The sequence below is a fragment of the Halorubellus litoreus genome, from assembly GCF_055378595.1.
The window spans coordinates 2,591,429-2,609,550 of the sequence record NZ_AP043836.1; the positions used below are offsets into that span (position 1 = coordinate 2,591,429).

Consider the following 18,122-nt stretch of genomic DNA (forward strand, 5'->3'; position numbering starts at 1 on the left):
CGAAGCGCCGTTCACCCTTAGGGGGTTTGGTACGGGGAGTTAATCCGGCGCCTGCTTGCGATTCCTGGGGCGCAACTGGCGTGGCGCTGCGTCTCGACCCCCGGGGTTGGTACAGCCGGTTAACGGCACCCGCCGCTCGCGTCGGTGCGAGTCGGGACCGGCGGCGAGTAACGCTCGATTTACGCCCCTCTCCGTACCAGCGCGACGACGAGGCGATCGCCGACGCGTCCGCGGTGTCGCTCGTCGACCCTACCGGGACGTCGATCATCGAGGCGTGCCCTCGGTCGCTCGCCGCTCCCTGACGCGGCGTCCCGTCGACGGGCGTCGGTGAACGCAGGCCACCGCACTCGGCGTGACAGCGCGACGAAATTCGACATTCGCTGGCAGGTCGCAGGACTTGGGAGAACCTTCTTACCGGCGGGGAATGGAGACGTAGTCAATGAGCAGCAGGTCGGTCGAGGTGAGCGTCGTCCTCCCCGCGTACAACGAAGCATCCACCATCCGGAACACGGTGGAGACGACGCTCGCAACGCTCGCCGAGTTCCTCCCCGCCGACGCCTTCGAGGTCATCGTCGCCGAAGACGGCTGCGACGACGCCACGCCCGAGATCGCGGACGAGATGGCGGCCGCGGACGACCGCGTCCGGCACTTCCACTCCGACGAGCGACTCGGTCGCGGCGGCGCACTCGAACGCGCCTTCCAGGCCGCCGACGGCGACACGCTCGTGTACTTCGACACGGACCTCGCCACGGACATGCGGCACCTCGAGGAACTCGTCGAGTCCATCCGAACCGAGGGGTACGACGTCGCGACCGGCTCGCGCTGGATGAGCGGTCGCGAAGCAGACAGACCCGCGAAACGCGGCGTTCCGAGTCGCGTATTCAACGGGCTCGCCCGACTGTTCCTGCGCTCGGACGTGCGCGACCACCAGTGCGGGTTCAAGGCGTTCGACCGGGACGCGCTCCAGGAGCTCATGCCGGCGGTTCAGGACCAGCACTGGTTCTGGGACACCGAAGTCCTCGTGAAGGCGCAGCGCCGCGGGCTGCGCGTCAAGGAGTTCGCGGTGGACTGGGAGCCCAAGGGCGACACGAAGGTCGACCTCGTCCGGGACGTCTTCGGGATGGGCAGCCAGATACTGCGGACGTGGTGGGAGTTGTCGGTGTCGCCGCGAGTGAACCGCCGCGTCGGTATCGTCGCCGGCACGCTCCTGACGCTCGTCGCCGTCCTCCTGATGCCGCTGTACCTCGACCCGTCGGAGGTCGTCGCGAAGATGGCGAACGCGAACGCGACGCTCGTCGCCGCCTCCGCGGTCGTGTACGTGCTCTCCTGGCCGCTACGGGGTATCCGGTACCGCGACATCCTCGCGGAGATTGGGTACGATAGCGACGTCGGGTTCCTGACGGGCGCGATATTCATCAGTCAGACCGGGAACCTCGTGTTCCCCGCTCGCGCCGGCGACGCGGTCCGCGCGTACGTCGTGAAGGCGCGTCGGAAGGTGCCGTATCCGTCGGGGTTCGCGTCGCTCGCCGTGGAGCGCGTGTTCGACCTCCTCACCATCACGATGCTCGCCGGGAGCGTCCTCGTCGCGCTCGTCGCGACCGGGAACGCAACGGAACTGCTCTCGGTCGTCGTCGGCGACGGCGGGACGGGCGCCGGGGACGCGGGGCAGGCGGGCCGGACGGCGGTGTACCTCGCCGGGGTCGTCGGCGCGCTCGCCATCGGGAGCGTCCTCGCCATCTTCGCGTCCGCACGCAGCGACGGGAACCGCATCGAGGCGGCGCTCTCGCGGGTGTCGTCGGACTCGTACGTGTCGATGGTCGCGGGCGTCCTCGAGCAGTTCGTCGGCGACATCCAGCGCGTCGCGAACGACGAGCGGGCGTTCGCGAGTATCGCGGCGAGCTCGGTCGTCATCTGGTCGCTCGACGTCGTGACGGCGGTCGTCGTGATGCGTGCGTTCGGCGCGTTCGACGTGCTCGCGCTCCCGACGCTCCTCGGCGTCGCGTTCTTCGCGGTGAGCGTCGGGAACCTCGCGAAGGTCCTCCCGCTCACGCCTGGTGGCGTCGGGCTCTACGAGGGTGCGTTCACGCTCCTCGTCGTCGGGTTGACGCCCGCGCCGATCACGGGCGAGGTCGCGCTCGCGGTGGCGGTCGTCGACCACTTCGTGAAGAACGTGGTCACGGTCCTCGGCGGGCTCGGGTCGATGCTCGTGCTGAACGTCTCGCTCACGGAGGCGGTCGCGGAGAGCGCGGAGTCCCCGGAGACGGCCGAATCGGAGATGGTGAACCAGTAGCGCGTCGGCGCGTCGAGGTCGGTTGGGGGCGAGCGGCCGCTCGCGTGGGTCAGTACGCGTCGGTGACGAACGGGCCGAGTGCGCCGGCGACCGCGGTCTCGAGCGCTGTCGTTCGCGTGACGGCGTTCCCGGTGAGGACGCCGGCGGCGCCTTCCTGGGTGGCGACGCTCTCGCGGCCGTAGACGTCGTCCATGACGGGCCCGAGTTCCTCGCCGGCGTCGACGCGGGCGGCGACGTCGTCGGGGAGTCTGAGTGCGGGCCCGCTCGCGGTCTCGACGCGGTCGCCGTCGGTGACCGCGGCCCACATCACGAGGTAGAGGCCGTCGGTGCCCTCGAAGTCGGCGACGCCGCCTTCGATGCCGACGCCGAGGTCGAACCCGCCGCCCTCGTAGGCGCGACGTGCTCGCGTGACGGCGCCTTCGAGCGTCTGGGCGTGGCCGCGTGGTTGCTCGGGGACGCCGCTGTCGACGTCGACGGCCTCGACGTTGAGGCCGGGCATCCCACCGATGGCGGATTCTGTCGCGGAACGCTTCACGGGATTCGTGGAGCCGACGCCGACGAACATACGAGATGAGAGGGGCCGCCGCCCGTATAGGCGTTACTGACCCATGTGCGGGTCGACGCTGGGTGCGGGATTCGCGCGGGTCGCTCCCGGTCGCCGGTGCTCGTATACGGACGAACTGGCGACCACGTCGTGGTATTTAGTTGTTTTGTTGTTCGTTCACACGCACCGGTCTCGTTCGTGATTACTCCGGTTCTGGAACAAAATTCCGAAACCCTTTTGTACTGGCGTGTGGCATCAAGGTGTTACGGAACTGCGGGCGCCCGGGTTTTCACCTTCGGCCGCTCCACCCCGGTAGCCCCCGCCTTCGCACCAACCATGACCGACGCACGAACACGAACCCGAACGCGAGTCGCGAGCACAGAGGACGAGAAACAGGAGGGCGACGAGGTAACCTGCCCCGAATGCAACGGTGACGTCGTCCAGGACGGTCAGGAGACCGTCTGTAACATGTGCGGGCTCGTCGTCGACACCGACGAGGTCGACCGCGGCCCCGAGTGGCGCGCGTTCGACGCCCAGGAGAAGAACGAGAAGTCCCGCGTCGGCGCGCCGACGACGAACACGATGCACGATAAGGGCCTGTCGACGAACATCGACTGGCGCGACAAGGACGCCTACGGCAACTCGCTGGACTCCCGCCAGCGCGAGAAGATGCAGCGCCTCCGCAAGTGGAACGAGCGCTTCCGCACCCGCGACAGCAAGGAGCGCAACCTCAAGCAGGCCCTCGGCGAGATCGACCGGATGGCCTCCGCCCTTGGCCTCCCGGACAACGTCCGCGAGACGGCGTCGGTCATCTACCGGCGCGCGCTCGACGAGGACCTCCTCCCCGGTCGCTCCATCGAGGGTGTCGCGACCTCCTCCGTGTACGCCGCCGCGCGGCAGGCTGGCGTCCCGCGCAGTCTCGACGAGATCAGCGAGGTCTCGCGCGTCGAGAAGAACGAGGTCGCTCGCACGTACCGGTACGTCGTCCGCGAACTCGGGCTGCAGGTCAAGCCCGCGGACCCCGAGAGCTACGTGCCGCGGTTCGCGAGCGGCCTGGAACTCAGCGACGAGGCCGAGCACCGCGCTCGCTCGCTCCTGAAGACCGCGAAGGAGAAGGGCGTTCACTCCGGGAAGTCCCCCGTCGGGCTCGCCGCCGCCGCCGTCTACGCGGCGAGTCTCCTCACGAACGAGAAGACGACGCAGGCCGCGGTCAGCGAGGTCGCGGACATCAGCGAGGTCACGATCCGCAACCGCTACCACGAACTCCTCGAAGCCGAGGATACGCTCGGACTGGCGTAACTGACTGTCCAAGCATACGGCCGCCGCCAGGCGGCCGTTTCTGGATTCACTGCCCGCACCAGCATACGGCGTCCTCTCGGACGCCGTTTCCGGTCGTTCTGCCTGCACGAGCATCCGGCCGCCGCCAGGCGGCCGTTTCCGTGATTACTGCCCACACGAGCATACGGCGTCCGCCAGGACGCCGTTTCCGTGATTACTGCCCACACGAGCATACGGCGTCCGCCAGGACGCCGTTTCGAGGTGTTTCGGTCGACCTCGTCGACTGCGAGACTGACCGGTTCCTTCTCAGAGCGCGTCGAACGCGTCGTCGTAGCCGACGGCTCCCGCGACGTCGTCCTCGATGCCGTCGACGAGTGCGAGCACCTGGAAGTCGTCGTCCGGGAGGTCGAACGGGTTCTCGAGCCCCCACGACGTCGCGGGTTCGAACCCGAAGCGCGAGTAGTACGCGGGGTCGCCGTGGAGGACGACGACCTCGTAGTCGAGGTCGCGGCAGCGGTCGAGCGCGTGTTCGACGAGCGCGGTCCCGATGCCGTCGTTCTGGCGTGCCGGGTGGACGGCGACGGGCGCGAGCGTGAGTGCGTCGTCGGTCCCGGCGACGTCGACCTCGGTGAGGAGCACGTGTCCGAGGATGCGGTCGAGCGTGGCGCTCTCGGCGGACGCGTCGCCGGGGGCCGCGACGATGGAGAGCGCGGGGACGAACGCGTCGCGCTCGCGGAGTGCGTCGACGAGTCGGGCTTCGTCGTCGGTCGGGAACGCGGCACGGTGGAGCGCGCCCACCGCGTCGTGGTCGGCGGCGGTCTCGGGGCGGAACTGCATCACGTCGCGAGGACGCCGACGGGCGCCGTAACGGTTCCGGACGCTCGCTGCGTGATGATGGTTTGGGGTCGGGCGAGCGCAGTCAAACGCTGTCGCTTCGCGCACGTTTTTCCCCGGTGGCGGCGAAGGCGAGGCATGGACTTCGAGTCGTTCGTGCTGGCGGCCGCGACAGACGACCTCGCGGACGCGGCGACGACGGTAGCGCGGGAGTACGCGGACGCGGTGGAGTATCGGATGGATGCGGTGGACGCGGCGGCGGAGCCGGGGGCGGTGTCGCCGTCGGTGACGGCGCTTGCCGAGTACGACGGCGACCTCCCCGTCATCGCGACGAACCGTGCGGCGTGGGAGGGCGGCGCGGCGGGGCCTGCCGTCCCGCCGAGCGACCAGGACGCCGTGCAGGCGGAAGCGGCCCGGAACCGAGTGGAGTCGCTCGCGGCGGCGGCGAGCGTCGACACCGTTGAGGCGGTGGACGTCGAGCTGGCGAGCCTGGCCGCGGACGCGCCGGGCGTCGAGACCGTGCTCGCCGAGGCCGCGGCGAACGACGTCGCGGTGGTCGCGTCCAGTCACGACTTCGAGCGGACGCCGTCGCGGGACGCGATGCGGGACGCCCTGGAGTCGGGTCTCGCGCACGGGGACGTCGCGAAGCTCGCGGTCACCGCGGAGACGCGGAAGGACGCGCTCGACCTGCTCGCGGTCACCAGGGAGTTCGCGGCGCGCGACGAGCCGGTCGCGACGATGGCGATGGGCGCGGTCGGGCGACACACCCGTGCGGTGGCTCCCGTCTACGGCTCGAAGATCGGGTACGCACCCGTCGACGCCGCGGACGCGACGGCGCCCGGCCAGTACGACCTCGCGACGCTCGCGGACCTCGTCGAATCGCTCTCCTGACGGCTCCGCCACGGCGTTCGCGGGACGTCGATGCGAGCGGCGTCTCGCACCGTGAGACGAGAGCGACGCGGCGCTGTCGGCGACTCTGGCCGCGGCGACCGTCCGGACCCGGCCGTGTCCGCGAAACCGAACGGTAAAGTCCCCGGCGGGAAAACGCCGGCGCATGCTCGGTACTCGGGTGCGCGCCGTCGTCGTCGGCATCTGCTCGCTGCTCCTCCCGGGGCTCGGTCAGGCCCTCATCCGCCGGTGGGTGCGCGCCCTCTTCTTCGTCGGCCTCTTCATCACTACAGTCGCGGTGTTCGTCCCGGAGTCCGCGCTCACCGCCGACGTCCCGCTCGACGGCCTCTTCGCGCACGCCCAGGACGTCAGCCAGAACATGTCCGACTGGGGGACCATCGCCATCACCGTCGTCCAGTTCGGCGCGATGATGGACGCGTACGTGCAGGCACTCCAGCGGCCAACGCAGACCACCGAGGGCCCGACGTGCCCGCGTTGCGGGCGCGAGGTCGAACCCACGCACGGTTTCTGTCAGTGGTGCACGTACGAGTTCGAGGAACCAGCGGACAACTGAGCGGACCGCCAGGCGACCGCCGAGACGGCGGCGACGAACGCCCGGCTCGACGGCTTCGCCGTCTCGCTGAATCGAGGCGCGTGGCGCCACGTTTCCTCACCGGCGCAAGCGCCGGCTCGGTTTCCGGCGCTCCGTAGGAGCGCCCTGCTCGGCGGCCGCGCCGCCTCGCTGAATCGAGGCGCGTGGCGCCTCGCTACTTCTCGATGATGCGTTCGTCGACCGCCTCGCCGAAGTGGCGCGCGGTGTCCTCGTAGTAGACGAGCAGTTCGTCGCCGGGTTCGAGGTCCGTGACCGCGGTCCGGCCCTCGCGCGTATGGACCTTGATGGTCTCGGCGTTCTGGAGGAGCGTCTCGAAGCGGTCGCCGTCGCGTTCGAGTTCCACGCGGAACATCGGGCGGCGCTCGATCTTCGCGCGGCCGACGACCGCTTCGCGCGTGTCGCCGTTCGCGTCCACGAGCTGGACCTCGTCGCCGGAGCCGAGTTCACTCAGGTACTTCGTGCCGCCGTCGGGCGTCCGAACGTACGCGTGCACCGCGCCGGCGTTCACGCGGAACGGTCGGCTCGCGACGTACGGCGACTCCGCGGTCTCGGCGTGCACGAACACGAGCCCACGGCTCATCGACCCGACGAGCATCCCCTCGTCGTCGTCCATCAGCGACGCGGTGTCGACGCACACGCGGTCCGCGCTCCCCGTCTGCTCGATGCTCGTCACTTCCGCCCACGAGAGGTCGAGGCTCTCGCGTTCGGTCGCGTCGCGCTCCTCGACGGTCTCGCGGATGACGTCCGGGTCGTCCGAATCCAGGAGGACCGCGTCCGCGCCGAGTTCGAGCGTCTCGAACGCGGTCCGGGCGTCTTCGGCCGTTTCGACGCCTGCGATGAGCGTGGTCTCGTCGCTGATGCGCGCGATGAGGTTCTCGAGGGGAATGATCGTCCAGTCCTCGCCGACGACGATGGTGTACTCGCCGGCGTCGGCGGCGGCTTCGGCGAACGCCTCGTACTCCTTCCCGCGTATCTCGACGTACGAGCCGTCGGCCGCGCCGCGACGCACCGTCGACAGGTCCGCGGACCCGGAGAGGTCCGGCGGGAGCGACACGGTGCCGTCCCCTTCACCGCCTTTCCCGACGAGGTACGCGTCTGCTGGCTCGACGCCGATCTCGTCGGTGCCCTCCTCGTCGTCGTCTCCCTCCGCGTCCTCGATGCGGTCGACGCCGTTGTCCTCCGCGTCGTCGACGAGCGTGCTGTCGCCCGCGGCGCTGAACGCCGCGACGTTCACTTCGCCGAGTTCGCGGACGCGCTCGACGTCCGCTTCGTCGACGACCACCCAGTCGACGCCGGCTTCCAGGCCGGCGGTGATGCGACGCCGTCGCGCGTCCCAGTCGCCGACCTCGTCGTCGGCCTTCAGCCAGACTTCGCGTGTCATGTCCGACTCTCCTCGGGGCGGTCGCTTGAACGTGGCGGATGCGTCAACGCGACTGCGGGCGCGGAGTCGCTTTCGCTCGGCTTCCGGCGGCCGCTCCGCGACCCCTCAGCGCTCGTCCTCGGTTCCCTCCCAGTCGCGCTCGCTCGGGTCGTACGCCGGCGCGCCGGTCGGGCCGGTTCCGTCGATCGCGACCGTGTCCGGGCGGTCGGCGTCCGTCGAGGGGTCCGCGCCGTCGGTCTCCTCGGTCTCGTCCGCCGCACTCGCGTCCGCTCCGGGGTCGTGCTCGTCGGAGCGGTCGTCGGTCCCCGCGCGCTCGTCCGTGGTCGGTCCGGCGAGGGTCCCCGAGGCCGCGACGAGCGCGCTTCCGACCGTCGCCGGGACGGCGATGCCGAGCGCGTTCCCCGCGGTCGCCCACGTCCGGAAGACGACCGGGCCGGACCGGACGATGTAGCCGTTCGCCGTCGGCGCGTACGCGAGGTGCGCGAGGGCGACGAGCGCGACGTAGCCGACGACGGTGCCGACGGCGACGCCGAGCGACGCGGACGCGACCAGTCGCCGACGTGGCTCGCGCGACCGGGTCGCGGCGACGAAGCTCGCGGCGAGTGCGACGAACAACAGCATCCAGGGACCGACGTGGATGGCGTCGGACGCGACCACGTTCTGATGGCGCTGTCGCGGGTCCTCGACGTCCTGTTGGGCTGGTTCGTCGCCCGTGCCGACGGCGTCGGTGCCGACCGCGCCGAGCGTGTGCGGGAGTGCGGCGACGACGAGCGCCGTGACGAGGAGGGCCGCGACCAGGCGGGCCGAGAGCCGCCACGCGACGACGTCGTCGACCGTCTCGATGGCGCGACCCAGCCATCGGCCCGGCGGGTCGTCCGTCATCGGGACGCACCTCCGGTCGTCGCGTCGACGGCGACCAGGGCGAGACCGGTGCCGGCGGCGGCGACGACCGCGAGCACGAGCGCGTTCGTCGCCACGGCGGGCAGGTTGCTCTGAAGTCCGCCGAGCGCGATGACGTCGGAGTCCAGGGACGGGAGCGCCGAGATGCCGGCCGTGCTGACGAGCGCGTACCCGACCGCGACGGCGCCGCCTGCGGCGAGCGCGAGCGCGAAGGCCTCGCGGCGACCGTCGCTGCCGCGGACGCGGGCGGCGGCGACCAGCGCGAACGCCGGCAGGAAGAGTGCTGCCAGTTCGACGCCGTCGTGGGCGAACGCGTGCATGAAGAAGCGGGTGCGCGCCCAGGGGTCGCTGTTCGGCACGGTCGAACCGAGGATTCCGGGGCTCTCGACCGGCGGCGCGTACGCGACGGCGTACGTGAATGGTACGAGGAAGACTGCGACGCCGGCGGCAACCGTCGCGGTGGCGACCGCGGGTGGGTCGCCGACGAGGTCGTGGCGGCCGACCAGCGTCTCGTCGTCCGGCCCTGTGGACATGTCAGTGAACGCGACAGCTACCGGTAAAAGCGTTCCGCGTCCCTCGATAGCCGTCGTCGCACGCCGGTCTCCGTCGGTCAGTCGCCGTCGTCGCCGGTCCCGTCCCAGTTCCGTCCGTCGGGGTCGTACGTCGGCGTGTGCGACCCGCTGGTGCGCTGCGATCCGGTGTCGCGGTAGTCGCTCGCCGGCCCGCTCCCGTCCGCGGTCGCGTCGTCGGCGTGGACGCGCTCGGGACGCTCGCGCCCCCGGCTCCCGTCGTCGTCGCGACTGGCCCCGGTCGCGTCGTCGTCGTCGCCGTCGTCCTCGCCACCGGATGCGACGTCGGCGTCCTCGGCGACGTCGATTCCGTCGTCCCCGGCGACCCCGCCGCTGGGGTCCGGTTCGACGAGCGTCCCGGCGACGCCCGCGAGCGCGCTCCCCACCGCGGTGACCGCGGCGAGCGCGAGGGCGTTCGTCGCGATGGCACCGAACCGGAGCGTCACGGGGAACTGCTCGACGATGTAGCCCTCCGCCGCCTCGCTGTACGCGAGGTGCCCGACGCCGACGAACGCGACGTACCCCACCAGGATACCGACCGCCGACCCGACGACGACCGACCCGACCCGGGTCAGTCGGGTGCCGCGAGCGCGGACCGCGCCCGCGAACGCGACGCCCACGGCGACCACCGGCAGGAGCGTCGGCGCGAACAGGAACGTGAGGTTCGTCAGGTAGTTCTGGTATCGCTGTTGGGCTCCGTCCGCCGACTCGGGGTCCGGCGTCGGCCCACTGCCGGTGTCGACGGCGTCCGCACCGACCGTTCCGAGCGCGTGCGGGACGAGCGCGAGCGCCACGGCGACCGCCACGACCGCGAGCGCCACACCGACGACCACGGGCTGGGCGCGGAGGCCGCGCGCGGCACGGCCGCTGGCGGCTCGGAGGTCGTCGACGTCGAACAGGTCCTCGTCGTCGCGTCCGCTCATGTCCGAGTGCTACGGTGCCCCCGGCAAAAGCTTTCTCCGTGCCGTCGCTCGCGTCGCACTACCAGCGGTCGGACGTCGCGGCGACCCCCGCGATGAACGCCCCGACAGCCGTCGCCACCCCGACGCCGAGCGCGTTCGCGAGGACGCCAGCGACCGATACCGTCGGCGGATACGACGCCACGAGATACCCGCCCGGAATCGCGGCGTACGCCTGCGCGACGACGGCGACGAACGCACCGTACCCGACGACGCAACCGACGAACGCACCGACCGCCACACTGGGAGCCACCACCCACGACGACCGCTCTCGCCGACCGACAGCCGCGAACGCCGCGAACGCCCCGACGGCGGGAATCACCACCGGCGCGAACGCCACCACGCGGTTCGCGACCCGGTTCCGGTACCGCTTGCGTGGCTCCTCCTGGAATGCCTCCACGGACGGCGGCGGCCCCGGGTCCGTCACCACCGGGTCGTCGCCGAACCCACCGACCGCGTGCGGAACGAACGCCACCGCCAGCCACGCGCCCGCGACGACGAGCGCGACCGCGAGCGCGGGCCGCCACCGCGGCAATCCCCGCCATCGGCGCCACCGCCGCCACGCCGTTCGTTCCCACATACCGCACGTTCGGGCCGGGACGACCCTAAGCCGCTCGCTACTCCACGGGGACGTGCGCCGCGTCGCCCATCGTCGGCCGTTCGACCCGTCCGTCGAGCGACGGGTCGACGCCGACCTCGCGAGCGTACGCGACGATGGCGTCGTACTGGACGCCGTGCTCGGCGACGACCTGCTCGCGGGCGAGCTCCGGGTAGAGGTGGTCGGTGACGACGAAGTACTCGGTCGCCGCGACGCGATACGACGCCGCGTCCTCCAGGGGCTCGCCGTCGACGCGTATCGCGCGGAACTCGCGCTCGACGTCGTCCCAGACGACGCGCGCACCAGAGACGTGCCCGAACTTCCGATGCTCCTCGAACGCGTCGTGGAGCGTCGTCCGCTCGAGCACCGCCCGTAGCGTCGCGCCGTCGACCTCGCACGTCACGAGGTCGCCCTCGAACGGCACGAGCCCGACGAGGTCGCCGACCGTGACCTCGCCCGCGAGCGCGTCCCGCGTCCGGATGCCGCCGGGCGTCATCACGGCGACGTCCGCGTCCGCCGCCCACCGGTACGCGTCCGTGACGAGGTTCCCGACGCGGCTCTCCGCCCGGTCGGTCGCCGGTTTCGAGCAATCGATGGGGTCGTCGACGGTCGCGACCACCTCGTCCAGGCCCGCGTCGGCGTACGCGTCCGCGACCGTCTCCCGGAGCGACTCGTGCACCGGCTGGTCCGCGGTCGCGACCAACTCCGGCTCCGGCACGTCGCTTCCTTGCCCAGCAGCCGCCTCGCCTATCGGGACGGTCGCGTGCACGAAGTGCCCAGCGGCGTTCCCGGGTCGCGCGTACGCGGTTCCGTCCACGACGTCCACGCACGGCTCGTGCGTGTGCCCGTCGAGCACGGCGTCGACGTCCAGTTCCGCCGCCAGCTCCGCGCCGAGCGGCTCGCCGACGTGCGCGAGCACCACCGTCGCGTCCACGCCACGCTCGCGGACCGCCGCCAACCCCGCACGAGCCGCCGCCAGCGGCTCGCGGAAGTCGAGTCCAGACGCTGCGGGCGCCATCGTCCCCGTCATCGGACTCGCAACACCGACGACACCGACCGTCCACTCGCCCGCCTCCACGGTCGTCCACGGCACCGTCTCCGCGGCCGCGAACCGCTGCGCGTCCGACCCCTCCCCGTCGAACGCGTTCGCGACCACGTACTCCTGGGGCGCCGCCGCCACCAGCTCGCGAGCGCGCGCCGGCCCGTGGTCGAAGTCGTGATTCCCGAGCGTCTCCGCCACCGGCGCCACCGCCTCGAAGAACGACAGCGCGTGCTCCCCCTTCGTCGACAACGCCAACAACCCCGGCCCGAACGAATCTCCCGTCCCGACCACCAGCACCGGCTCGCCGTCGTCCGACAACGCCGCCCGACGCGACACCAACCCACCAGCCAACCGCCCCACCCGCACCGGGTCGTCGAACGCGTTCTCAACGTCAGAGTACTGCAAGAGATGCAACGCCATACCCACACCCCACACCACCCACCCACTTCACCACACCGAACCCACGACAATACACCACACGCCAACTGGTTCACGCAGGCTCCCGACACCGCGAAGAAACGCCGACCCGGCGGTCGCCGTATACTCGCTGAGTCAGGAACGGAAACGGCGGCCTGGGGGCCGCCGTCTGCTCGCTGAGTCAGGAACAGTGGATAGTCGCACGATTTCGGTATCCGGAATCCTGCCTGAAACTGACCCAGTTAATTCGAGTCTGTCAGGGGAAGATGCCGTAGGTCTGGAGGAGTGTATAGATGGGGCCGTAGAAGAGGCGATGCCAGAGAGCGAAGAGTGGGAGTCCGATCGTCACGGCAGCGATCACGAGCGCTGAGCGCGACCAACAGGAGAGTCCAGCGTAGACGGTGCTGGGTGAACAGTTCGAGCTAGAGAGAAGGGAGATACTGGAGAGCGCTGACACGGACGTGGTGGTGACGTGATAGATGAACAAGGAAAGTGTACAGATGAGGAAGAAGCCAGTCACGTAGAGGAGGCCGACGTTGATGGCTTTGGGGTCTGAATCGTTCGCTGAGTCTGTCATCTGTTTCCTTTGATTATCCAAATGCGAGACATGTAAGCGTTATACTGGACCTGCGTTCCACGAGCGATGCTGAATGATGAAATCGTATGACGAACCACTGATACCGGAAACGGCGGCCTGGGGGCCGCCGTATGCTGGACGAGTCAGTTCACGTCGATTCGTTCGACGCCGTCCACTTCGAGGACGAGGTCCTTCCCGTACGCGGACGAGGGCGTCTGGTAGCCGACGGGGGCGTCGCCGTCGAGGACCTTCCGCGTGCACAGCAGTGCGGTGTCGCGAGTGAGCGCGTACCCGTTCGGGGTCTCGAGGCGCGACACGACGGTGTCGCCGTCTGCGTTTTCGGCTTCCCCGTAGATCTCGCCGCTGCCCTCTCGGAGCGCCTCGTCGTCCGGGCCGTCGATGCGGCGGTCGACGAGCCACTTCAGGAGCGACTGCGCGGGCCCGGACTGGATGACGGGCGCGAGCTTCCGGAACTGGCGGATGCGCTCGATGGTGTCCGGGTGCGTCTCCGAGTACACGCGGACGTTCCCGATGCCCGTCGAGTGGTACGCCGTCACCACGTCCCCCCACGGGATGGTCATCCCGCTCCGGGTGCCGTGCGAGAACTCGAACTCGCGGTCGTCGAACGCCTGCGGGACGCGCTTCAACTCGCCGTTCTCGCGGACGACGCCGTCGTCGCCGAAGTTCTCCACCATCGTCATCGCCGTCCCGCGCGAGAGCCCCCCCATCCCGCCGAGTGCGAGCGTGAGCGACTCCGCGTCCGGCAGACGGTCGTCGAGGTGTGCGGCGAGACAGTCCGACGGCACCACGTCGAACCCCGTCCCGGGGAGAAGCATGATGCCCGCATCCTCGGCTTCGTCGCTTCGCTTCGCGAGCGCGTCGAACACCTGCCACTCGCCCGTGATGTCCAGATAGTGCGTCTCCGTCTCGATGCACGCGTCCACCATCGGGTCCGCCGTCGCCGAGAACGGCCCTGCGCAGTTCAATACCACGTCGAAGTCCTCGACGACGCTCGCCACGTCGTCGTCGACGCTGAAGGTCTCGCTCTCCAACGCCAACGCCGCGGCCTGCTCGCGGACCTTCTCCCCGTTCCGCCCCGCCACCACGGGGTCGAGGTCCGCCGACGCCGCCGCCTGCTTCGCGATCAACGCACCAGTATACCCGTAAGACCCGTAGATGAGGACGTTCTCCGTCATGTCACGCCCCTGCGCACTCCGCTCGGATAAGCCTACGTGAACTCGCGAACGCGCGAACTCGGATTTATCCGCCCGCGGTTGCGACGGGACCGCCGCCGCATCCACGTCGTCGGTTCGACCACGCACACCTGCTTCCGGAACAAAAGTTCCCGAATCCGCGCGCTCGATTCGGTTGCCGCGAAGATTCCTGCCCGCGTTGAACACTGTTAATACGGTAAAGCGGTAACGTCGAGACGATGAGATTCAGAAACCGCGATTGGTGGCCCGAGCAGTTGGAAGTCGACATCCTCGACCAGAACGCGCGCGACGTCGACCCGATGGGCGAGGACTTCGACTACGCCGAGGCCTTCCAGTCGCTCGACCTCGACGCCGTCAAGGACGACATCGAGGACGTCATGACGACCTCGCAGGACTGGTGGCCGGCGGACTACGGTCATTACGGGCCGCTGTTCATCCGGATGGCGTGGCATAGCGCCGGGACATACCGGACGAGCGACGGTCGCGGTGGCGCGGCCGAGGGCATGCAGCGACTGCCGCCGCTGAACTCGTGGCCGGACAACGCGAACCTCGACAAGGCCCGACGCCTGCTCTGGCCCGTGAAGAAGAAGTACGGCCGGAGTCTGTCGTGGGCGGACCTCATGATCCTCGCGGGGAACGTCGCCATCGAGTCGATGGGCGCGAAGACGTTCGGGTTCGCTGGCGGTCGCGAGGACGCGTTCGCGCCGGACGAGTCCGTCGACTGGGGGCCGGAGACGGAGATGGAGGCGTCCGAGCGCGTCCCCGAACCCGGCCAGATCACGGGCGACCTGGGTGCGACCGTGATGGGCCTCATCTACGTGAACCCCGAGGGCCCCGACGGGAACCCGGACCCGGAACTGTCCGCGAAGAACATCCGCGAGTCGTTCAGTCGGATGGCGATGAACGACGAGGAGACGGCGGCGCTCATCGCTGGCGGGCACACGTTCGGGAAGGTCCACGGCGCGGCCGACCCCGACGAGCACGTCGGGCCGGAGCCCGAGGCCGCACCCATCGAGCAGCAGGGTCTCGGCTGGGAGAGCGACTACGAATCCGGGAAGGGCAAGGACACCATCACGAGCGGTATCGAGGGGCCGTGGACGCAGTCGCCGATCGACTGGGACCTCGGGTACATCGACAACCTCCTCGACCACGAGTGGGCGGCCCAGAAGGGCCCGGGCGGCGCCTGGCAGTGGCTCCCGGTGGACGAGGAGCTCCGCGACTCCGCGGAGCCCGCGCACGGCGACGAATCGGAGTCGCCGATGATGCTGACGACGGACATCGCGCTGAAGCGCGACCCCGACTACCGCGAGATCCTCGAGGAGTTCCAGGACAACCCGATGGCGTTCGGGATGGCGTTCGCGAAGGCGTGGTACAAACTCACGCACCGCGACATGGGGCCGCCGGAGCGATTCCTCGGGCCGGAAGTTCCGGACGAGGAGATGCTCTGGCAGGACCCGCTCCCGGACCGCGACTACGAGCTCGTCGACGACGAGGCGGTCGCGGAACTGAAGACGGACCTCCTCGAGTCGGACCTCACGCGGACCGAGCTCGTGAAGACGGCGTGGGCGGCGGCGTCCACGTACCGCGACAGCGACAAGCGCGGTGGCGCGAACGGCGCTCGCGTTCGACTTGAACCCCAGCGGAGCTGGGACGTCAACGAGCCCGCGGCGCTCGACCGCGCCCTCGAGACCCTCGAAGGCATCCAGACGGCGTTCAACGAATCGCGGTCGGACGGCGTGCGCGTGTCGCTCGCCGACCTCGTCGTGCTCGGCGGGAACGCGGCCATCGAGCAGGCGGCCGCTGACGCCGGCTACGACGTCGAGGTGCCGTTCGAACCGGGTCGCACCGACGCCTCCCAGGAGCAGACCGACGTCGAGTCCTTCGAGGCGCTGGAACCGAAGGCCGACGGGTTCCGGAACTACCTCGGCGAGGACCTCGACCGACGCCACGAGGAAGTCCTCGTGGACAAGGCGGAGCTCCTGAACCTCACCGCGCCCGAGATGACGGTGCTCGTCGGCGGCCTGCGCGCGCTCGGCGCGACCTACGACGACACCGACCGCGGCGTGTTCACGGACGACCCGGGCGCGCTCACGAACGACTTCTTCGAGACCCTGCTCGGGATGGACCTCGAGTGGGAGCCGACCTCGGACGCGAAGGAGGTCTTCGAGGGCTACGACCGCGAGACCGGCGACCTCGAGTACGAGGCGACGCGCTTCGACCTCGTCTTCGGGTCGAACTCGCGGCTCCGCACGGTCGCAGAGGTCTACGCGGCCGACGACGGCGAGGAGAAGCTCGTCCAGGACTTCGTCGACGCCTGGCACAAGGTCATGACGAACGACCGCTTCGACCTCGAATAACGGCAGTCGACTCCCGATTGCGGTTCCCGGCGCGCCGCTCGCGGTTTTTTCTTCGAAGCGACGAATCGTGAGCGCCTACAAGGCCGCTGGCGCGGGCGGCGTCGTCAGTCGAGGTCGTAGAGGGCGCCGTACTTCTCGGTGACGTAGTCGAGGAAGTAGTCCGCGGTGTACGGTTCGCCGGTCGCCTCGCGGACGAGGTCGTCGGTCTCGTAGCGCTTCCCGTGCCCGTGGACGTGCTCGTTCAGCCAGTCCATGAGCGGGTCGAACTCGCCCTCGCGGAGCTTCGCGTCCAGGTCGTCGACGTCGTCCTCGGCGGCGGCGTACAGCTGGCTGGCGAGGACGCTCCCCAGGGAGTACGTGGAAAAGTACCCGAAGCTGCCGTGACTCCAGTGGATGTCCTGCAGGCACCCTTCGGCGTCGGTGTCGGGGCGGATGCCGAGGTACTGCTCGTACTTGTCGTTCCACGCCTCCGGGACGTCCGCGACGTCGAGGTCGCCGCTGATGAGGTCGCGCTCGATCTCGAACCGCACCACGATGTGCATGTGGTACGTGAGCTCGTCCGCCTCGACGCGGATGAGGTTGTCCTCGTACACCTGGTTCGCCGCCTCGTAGGCGTCCTCGACCGTGACGTCCTCCAGGCCGTCGAAGTGCGCCTTGAGTTCGGGGAGGAAGTACTGCCAGAACGCCTTCGAGCGCCCGACGTGGTTCTCCCAGAGGCGACTCTGGGACTCGTGGACGGTCAGGTCACGCGCCTCGCCGAGCGGCGTCCCGTAGTGCTCGTCGGGGAGGCCGAGCGTGTACGTCGCGTGCCCGAACTCGTGGACGGTCGAGTACGTCGCGCCGAGCGGGTCCTCCTCGTCGAAGCGCGTGGTGACGCGCGCGTCGTACTGCGTGCCCGACGAGAACGGATGCGGTGCCTCGTCGAGTCGACCGCGCTCCCAGTCGTACCCGAGTTCGTCGAGCACCGCGCGCACCCACTCCATCTGGTCGTCGGCGTCGAAGGTCCCGTCGAACGAATCGAGTGCGAGGTCGGCGTCGCTTTCTCGGACCTGCTCGATGAGCGGCGGGAGCTCCTCCTTGAGGCGCTCCAGGACGCGCTCTGCGGTGTCGAGGCCCAGGTAGGGCTCGTACTCCTCGAACAGCGTCTCGTAGGGGTCCTGGTCGGGCGCGATGTGCTCGGCGTACTCGCGCTTCAGCTCGACGAGCTCTTCGAGCGCGGGCGCGAACGTGGAGAAGTCGTCCGCTTCCTTGGCCTCCTTCCACGTCGGATGCGCTTCGCTCGTCTTCTGGGATATCTCCTCGACGAGCTCGGTCGGGACGCTCGTCGCGCGCTCTCGTTCCCGCGATACCTCGCGGACGACCGCCTGCTGTTCGGCGGTCAGGTCGACGTCCTCGAGAGCGTCGAGCTGCTCGCCGAGCTCGTCGCTCGTCAGTATCTCGTGGCTCACCGCCGACAGCGCCGCGGTCTGCCGGGAGCGAGCGGGCGTCCCTGCCTCCGGCATCATGACCTCCTGGTCCCAGGACAGCACGCCTTGCGCGTACCCGAGGTTCTTGTATCGTTCGACCGTCGAGCGGAACTCGTCGTACGCCGCCGGCGTCTCCGTCGCCGCAGAAGCGTCTGTAGCCATCGGGCAATAGTTGCCGTCGTCAGGTCAAGAAAC

At 69.7% G+C, this 18,122-nt stretch carries 16 protein-coding genes; 5 read left to right on the top strand and 11 right to left on the bottom strand.

What is annotated here, in order from left to right; all coding sequences use genetic code 11:
- Positions 1 to 439: 439 nt before the first annotated feature.
- Positions 440 to 2,290: a flippase-like domain-containing protein gene (locus ACZ48X_RS17140; protein WP_336348547.1), complete on the top strand. Its 1,851-nt coding sequence runs from the start codon at positions 440 to 442 to the stop codon at positions 2,288 to 2,290.
- 49 nt (positions 2,291 to 2,339) lie between these two features.
- On the opposite strand, the gene yjjX is transcribed toward ACZ48X_RS17140, so the two are convergent.
- A complete protein-coding gene (gene yjjX / locus ACZ48X_RS17145) occupies positions 2,340 to 2,855 on the bottom strand; it encodes an inosine/xanthosine triphosphatase (protein WP_336348546.1) in 516 nt (171 codons plus the stop codon).
- A 315-nt stretch (positions 2,856 to 3,170) separates the two neighbouring features.
- On the opposite strand from yjjX, the gene ACZ48X_RS17150 reads away from it, so the two are divergent.
- Complete coding sequence (locus ACZ48X_RS17150) at positions 3,171 to 4,133, top strand: transcription initiation factor IIB (RefSeq protein WP_336348545.1); 963 nt, start codon at positions 3,171 to 3,173, stop codon at positions 4,131 to 4,133.
- A gap of 285 nt (positions 4,134 to 4,418) precedes the next feature.
- Here ACZ48X_RS17150 and ACZ48X_RS17155 read toward each other — a convergent pair whose 3' ends face one another.
- Positions 4,419 to 4,949: a GNAT family N-acetyltransferase gene (locus ACZ48X_RS17155; RefSeq protein WP_336348544.1), complete on the bottom strand. Its 531-nt coding sequence runs from the start codon at positions 4,947 to 4,949 to the stop codon at positions 4,419 to 4,421.
- Between the two features lie 135 nt (positions 4,950 to 5,084).
- Between ACZ48X_RS17155 and ACZ48X_RS17160 the strand changes: the two genes are divergently transcribed.
- Positions 5,085 to 5,837, top strand: a complete 753-nt coding sequence (locus ACZ48X_RS17160) for a type I 3-dehydroquinate dehydratase (RefSeq protein ID WP_336348543.1) — start codon at positions 5,085 to 5,087, stop codon at positions 5,835 to 5,837.
- Between the two features lie 163 nt (positions 5,838 to 6,000).
- Entirely contained in the window at positions 6,001 to 6,408 is a 408-nt protein-coding gene (locus ACZ48X_RS17165; RefSeq protein WP_336348542.1) for a DUF7575 domain-containing protein, read from the top strand.
- A gap of 193 nt (positions 6,409 to 6,601) precedes the next feature.
- Here the strand turns inward: ACZ48X_RS17165 and ACZ48X_RS17170 are convergent, their stop codons facing one another.
- The 8 genes from ACZ48X_RS17170 to ACZ48X_RS17205 form a co-directional block, all read right to left on the bottom strand.
- Positions 6,602 to 7,828 (bottom strand): 3-dehydroquinate synthase II, encoded by a 1,227-nt coding sequence (locus ACZ48X_RS17170; RefSeq protein WP_336348541.1) that lies wholly within the window; start codon positions 7,826 to 7,828, stop codon positions 6,602 to 6,604.
- A gap of 105 nt (positions 7,829 to 7,933) precedes the next feature.
- Positions 7,934 to 8,710: an MFS transporter gene (locus ACZ48X_RS17175; protein WP_336348540.1), complete on the bottom strand. Its 777-nt coding sequence runs from the start codon at positions 8,708 to 8,710 to the stop codon at positions 7,934 to 7,936.
- Positions 8,707 to 9,261: a hypothetical protein gene (locus ACZ48X_RS17180; protein WP_336348539.1), complete on the bottom strand. Its 555-nt coding sequence runs from the start codon at positions 9,259 to 9,261 to the stop codon at positions 8,707 to 8,709. The genes ACZ48X_RS17175 and ACZ48X_RS17180 overlap by 4 nt, the downstream gene beginning before the upstream one ends.
- 77 nt (positions 9,262 to 9,338) lie before the next feature.
- On the bottom strand, positions 9,339 to 10,220 hold the full coding sequence (locus ACZ48X_RS17185) for a hypothetical protein (RefSeq protein WP_336348538.1): 882 nt from the start codon (positions 10,218 to 10,220) through the stop codon (positions 9,339 to 9,341).
- Positions 10,221 to 10,278: 58 nt separating this feature from the next.
- A complete protein-coding gene (locus tag ACZ48X_RS17190) occupies positions 10,279 to 10,836 on the bottom strand; it encodes a hypothetical protein (RefSeq protein WP_336348537.1) in 558 nt (185 codons plus the stop codon).
- A gap of 37 nt (positions 10,837 to 10,873) precedes the next feature.
- Positions 10,874 to 12,316: a bifunctional metallophosphatase/5'-nucleotidase gene (locus ACZ48X_RS17195; protein WP_336348536.1), complete on the bottom strand. Its 1,443-nt coding sequence runs from the start codon at positions 12,314 to 12,316 to the stop codon at positions 10,874 to 10,876.
- A gap of 253 nt (positions 12,317 to 12,569) precedes the next feature.
- Complete coding sequence (locus ACZ48X_RS17200; protein WP_336348535.1) at positions 12,570 to 12,890, bottom strand: hypothetical protein; 321 nt, start codon at positions 12,888 to 12,890, stop codon at positions 12,570 to 12,572.
- 143 nt (positions 12,891 to 13,033) lie between these two features.
- Positions 13,034 to 14,086 (bottom strand): saccharopine dehydrogenase family protein, encoded by a 1,053-nt coding sequence (locus ACZ48X_RS17205; protein ID WP_336348534.1) that lies wholly within the window; start codon positions 14,084 to 14,086, stop codon positions 13,034 to 13,036.
- A gap of 236 nt (positions 14,087 to 14,322) precedes the next feature.
- On the opposite strand from ACZ48X_RS17205, the gene katG reads away from it, so the two are divergent.
- On the top strand, positions 14,323 to 16,461 hold the full coding sequence (gene katG / locus ACZ48X_RS17210) for a catalase/peroxidase HPI (RefSeq protein ID WP_336348533.1): 2,139 nt from the start codon (positions 14,323 to 14,325) through the stop codon (positions 16,459 to 16,461).
- Positions 16,462 to 16,565: 104 nt separating this feature from the next.
- Here katG and ACZ48X_RS17215 read toward each other — a convergent pair whose 3' ends face one another.
- Positions 16,566 to 18,089, bottom strand: coding sequence for a carboxypeptidase M32 (locus ACZ48X_RS17215; protein ID WP_336348532.1), 1,524 nt, complete (start codon positions 18,087 to 18,089; stop codon positions 16,566 to 16,568).
- Between the last annotated feature and the right edge of the window lie 33 nt (positions 18,090 to 18,122).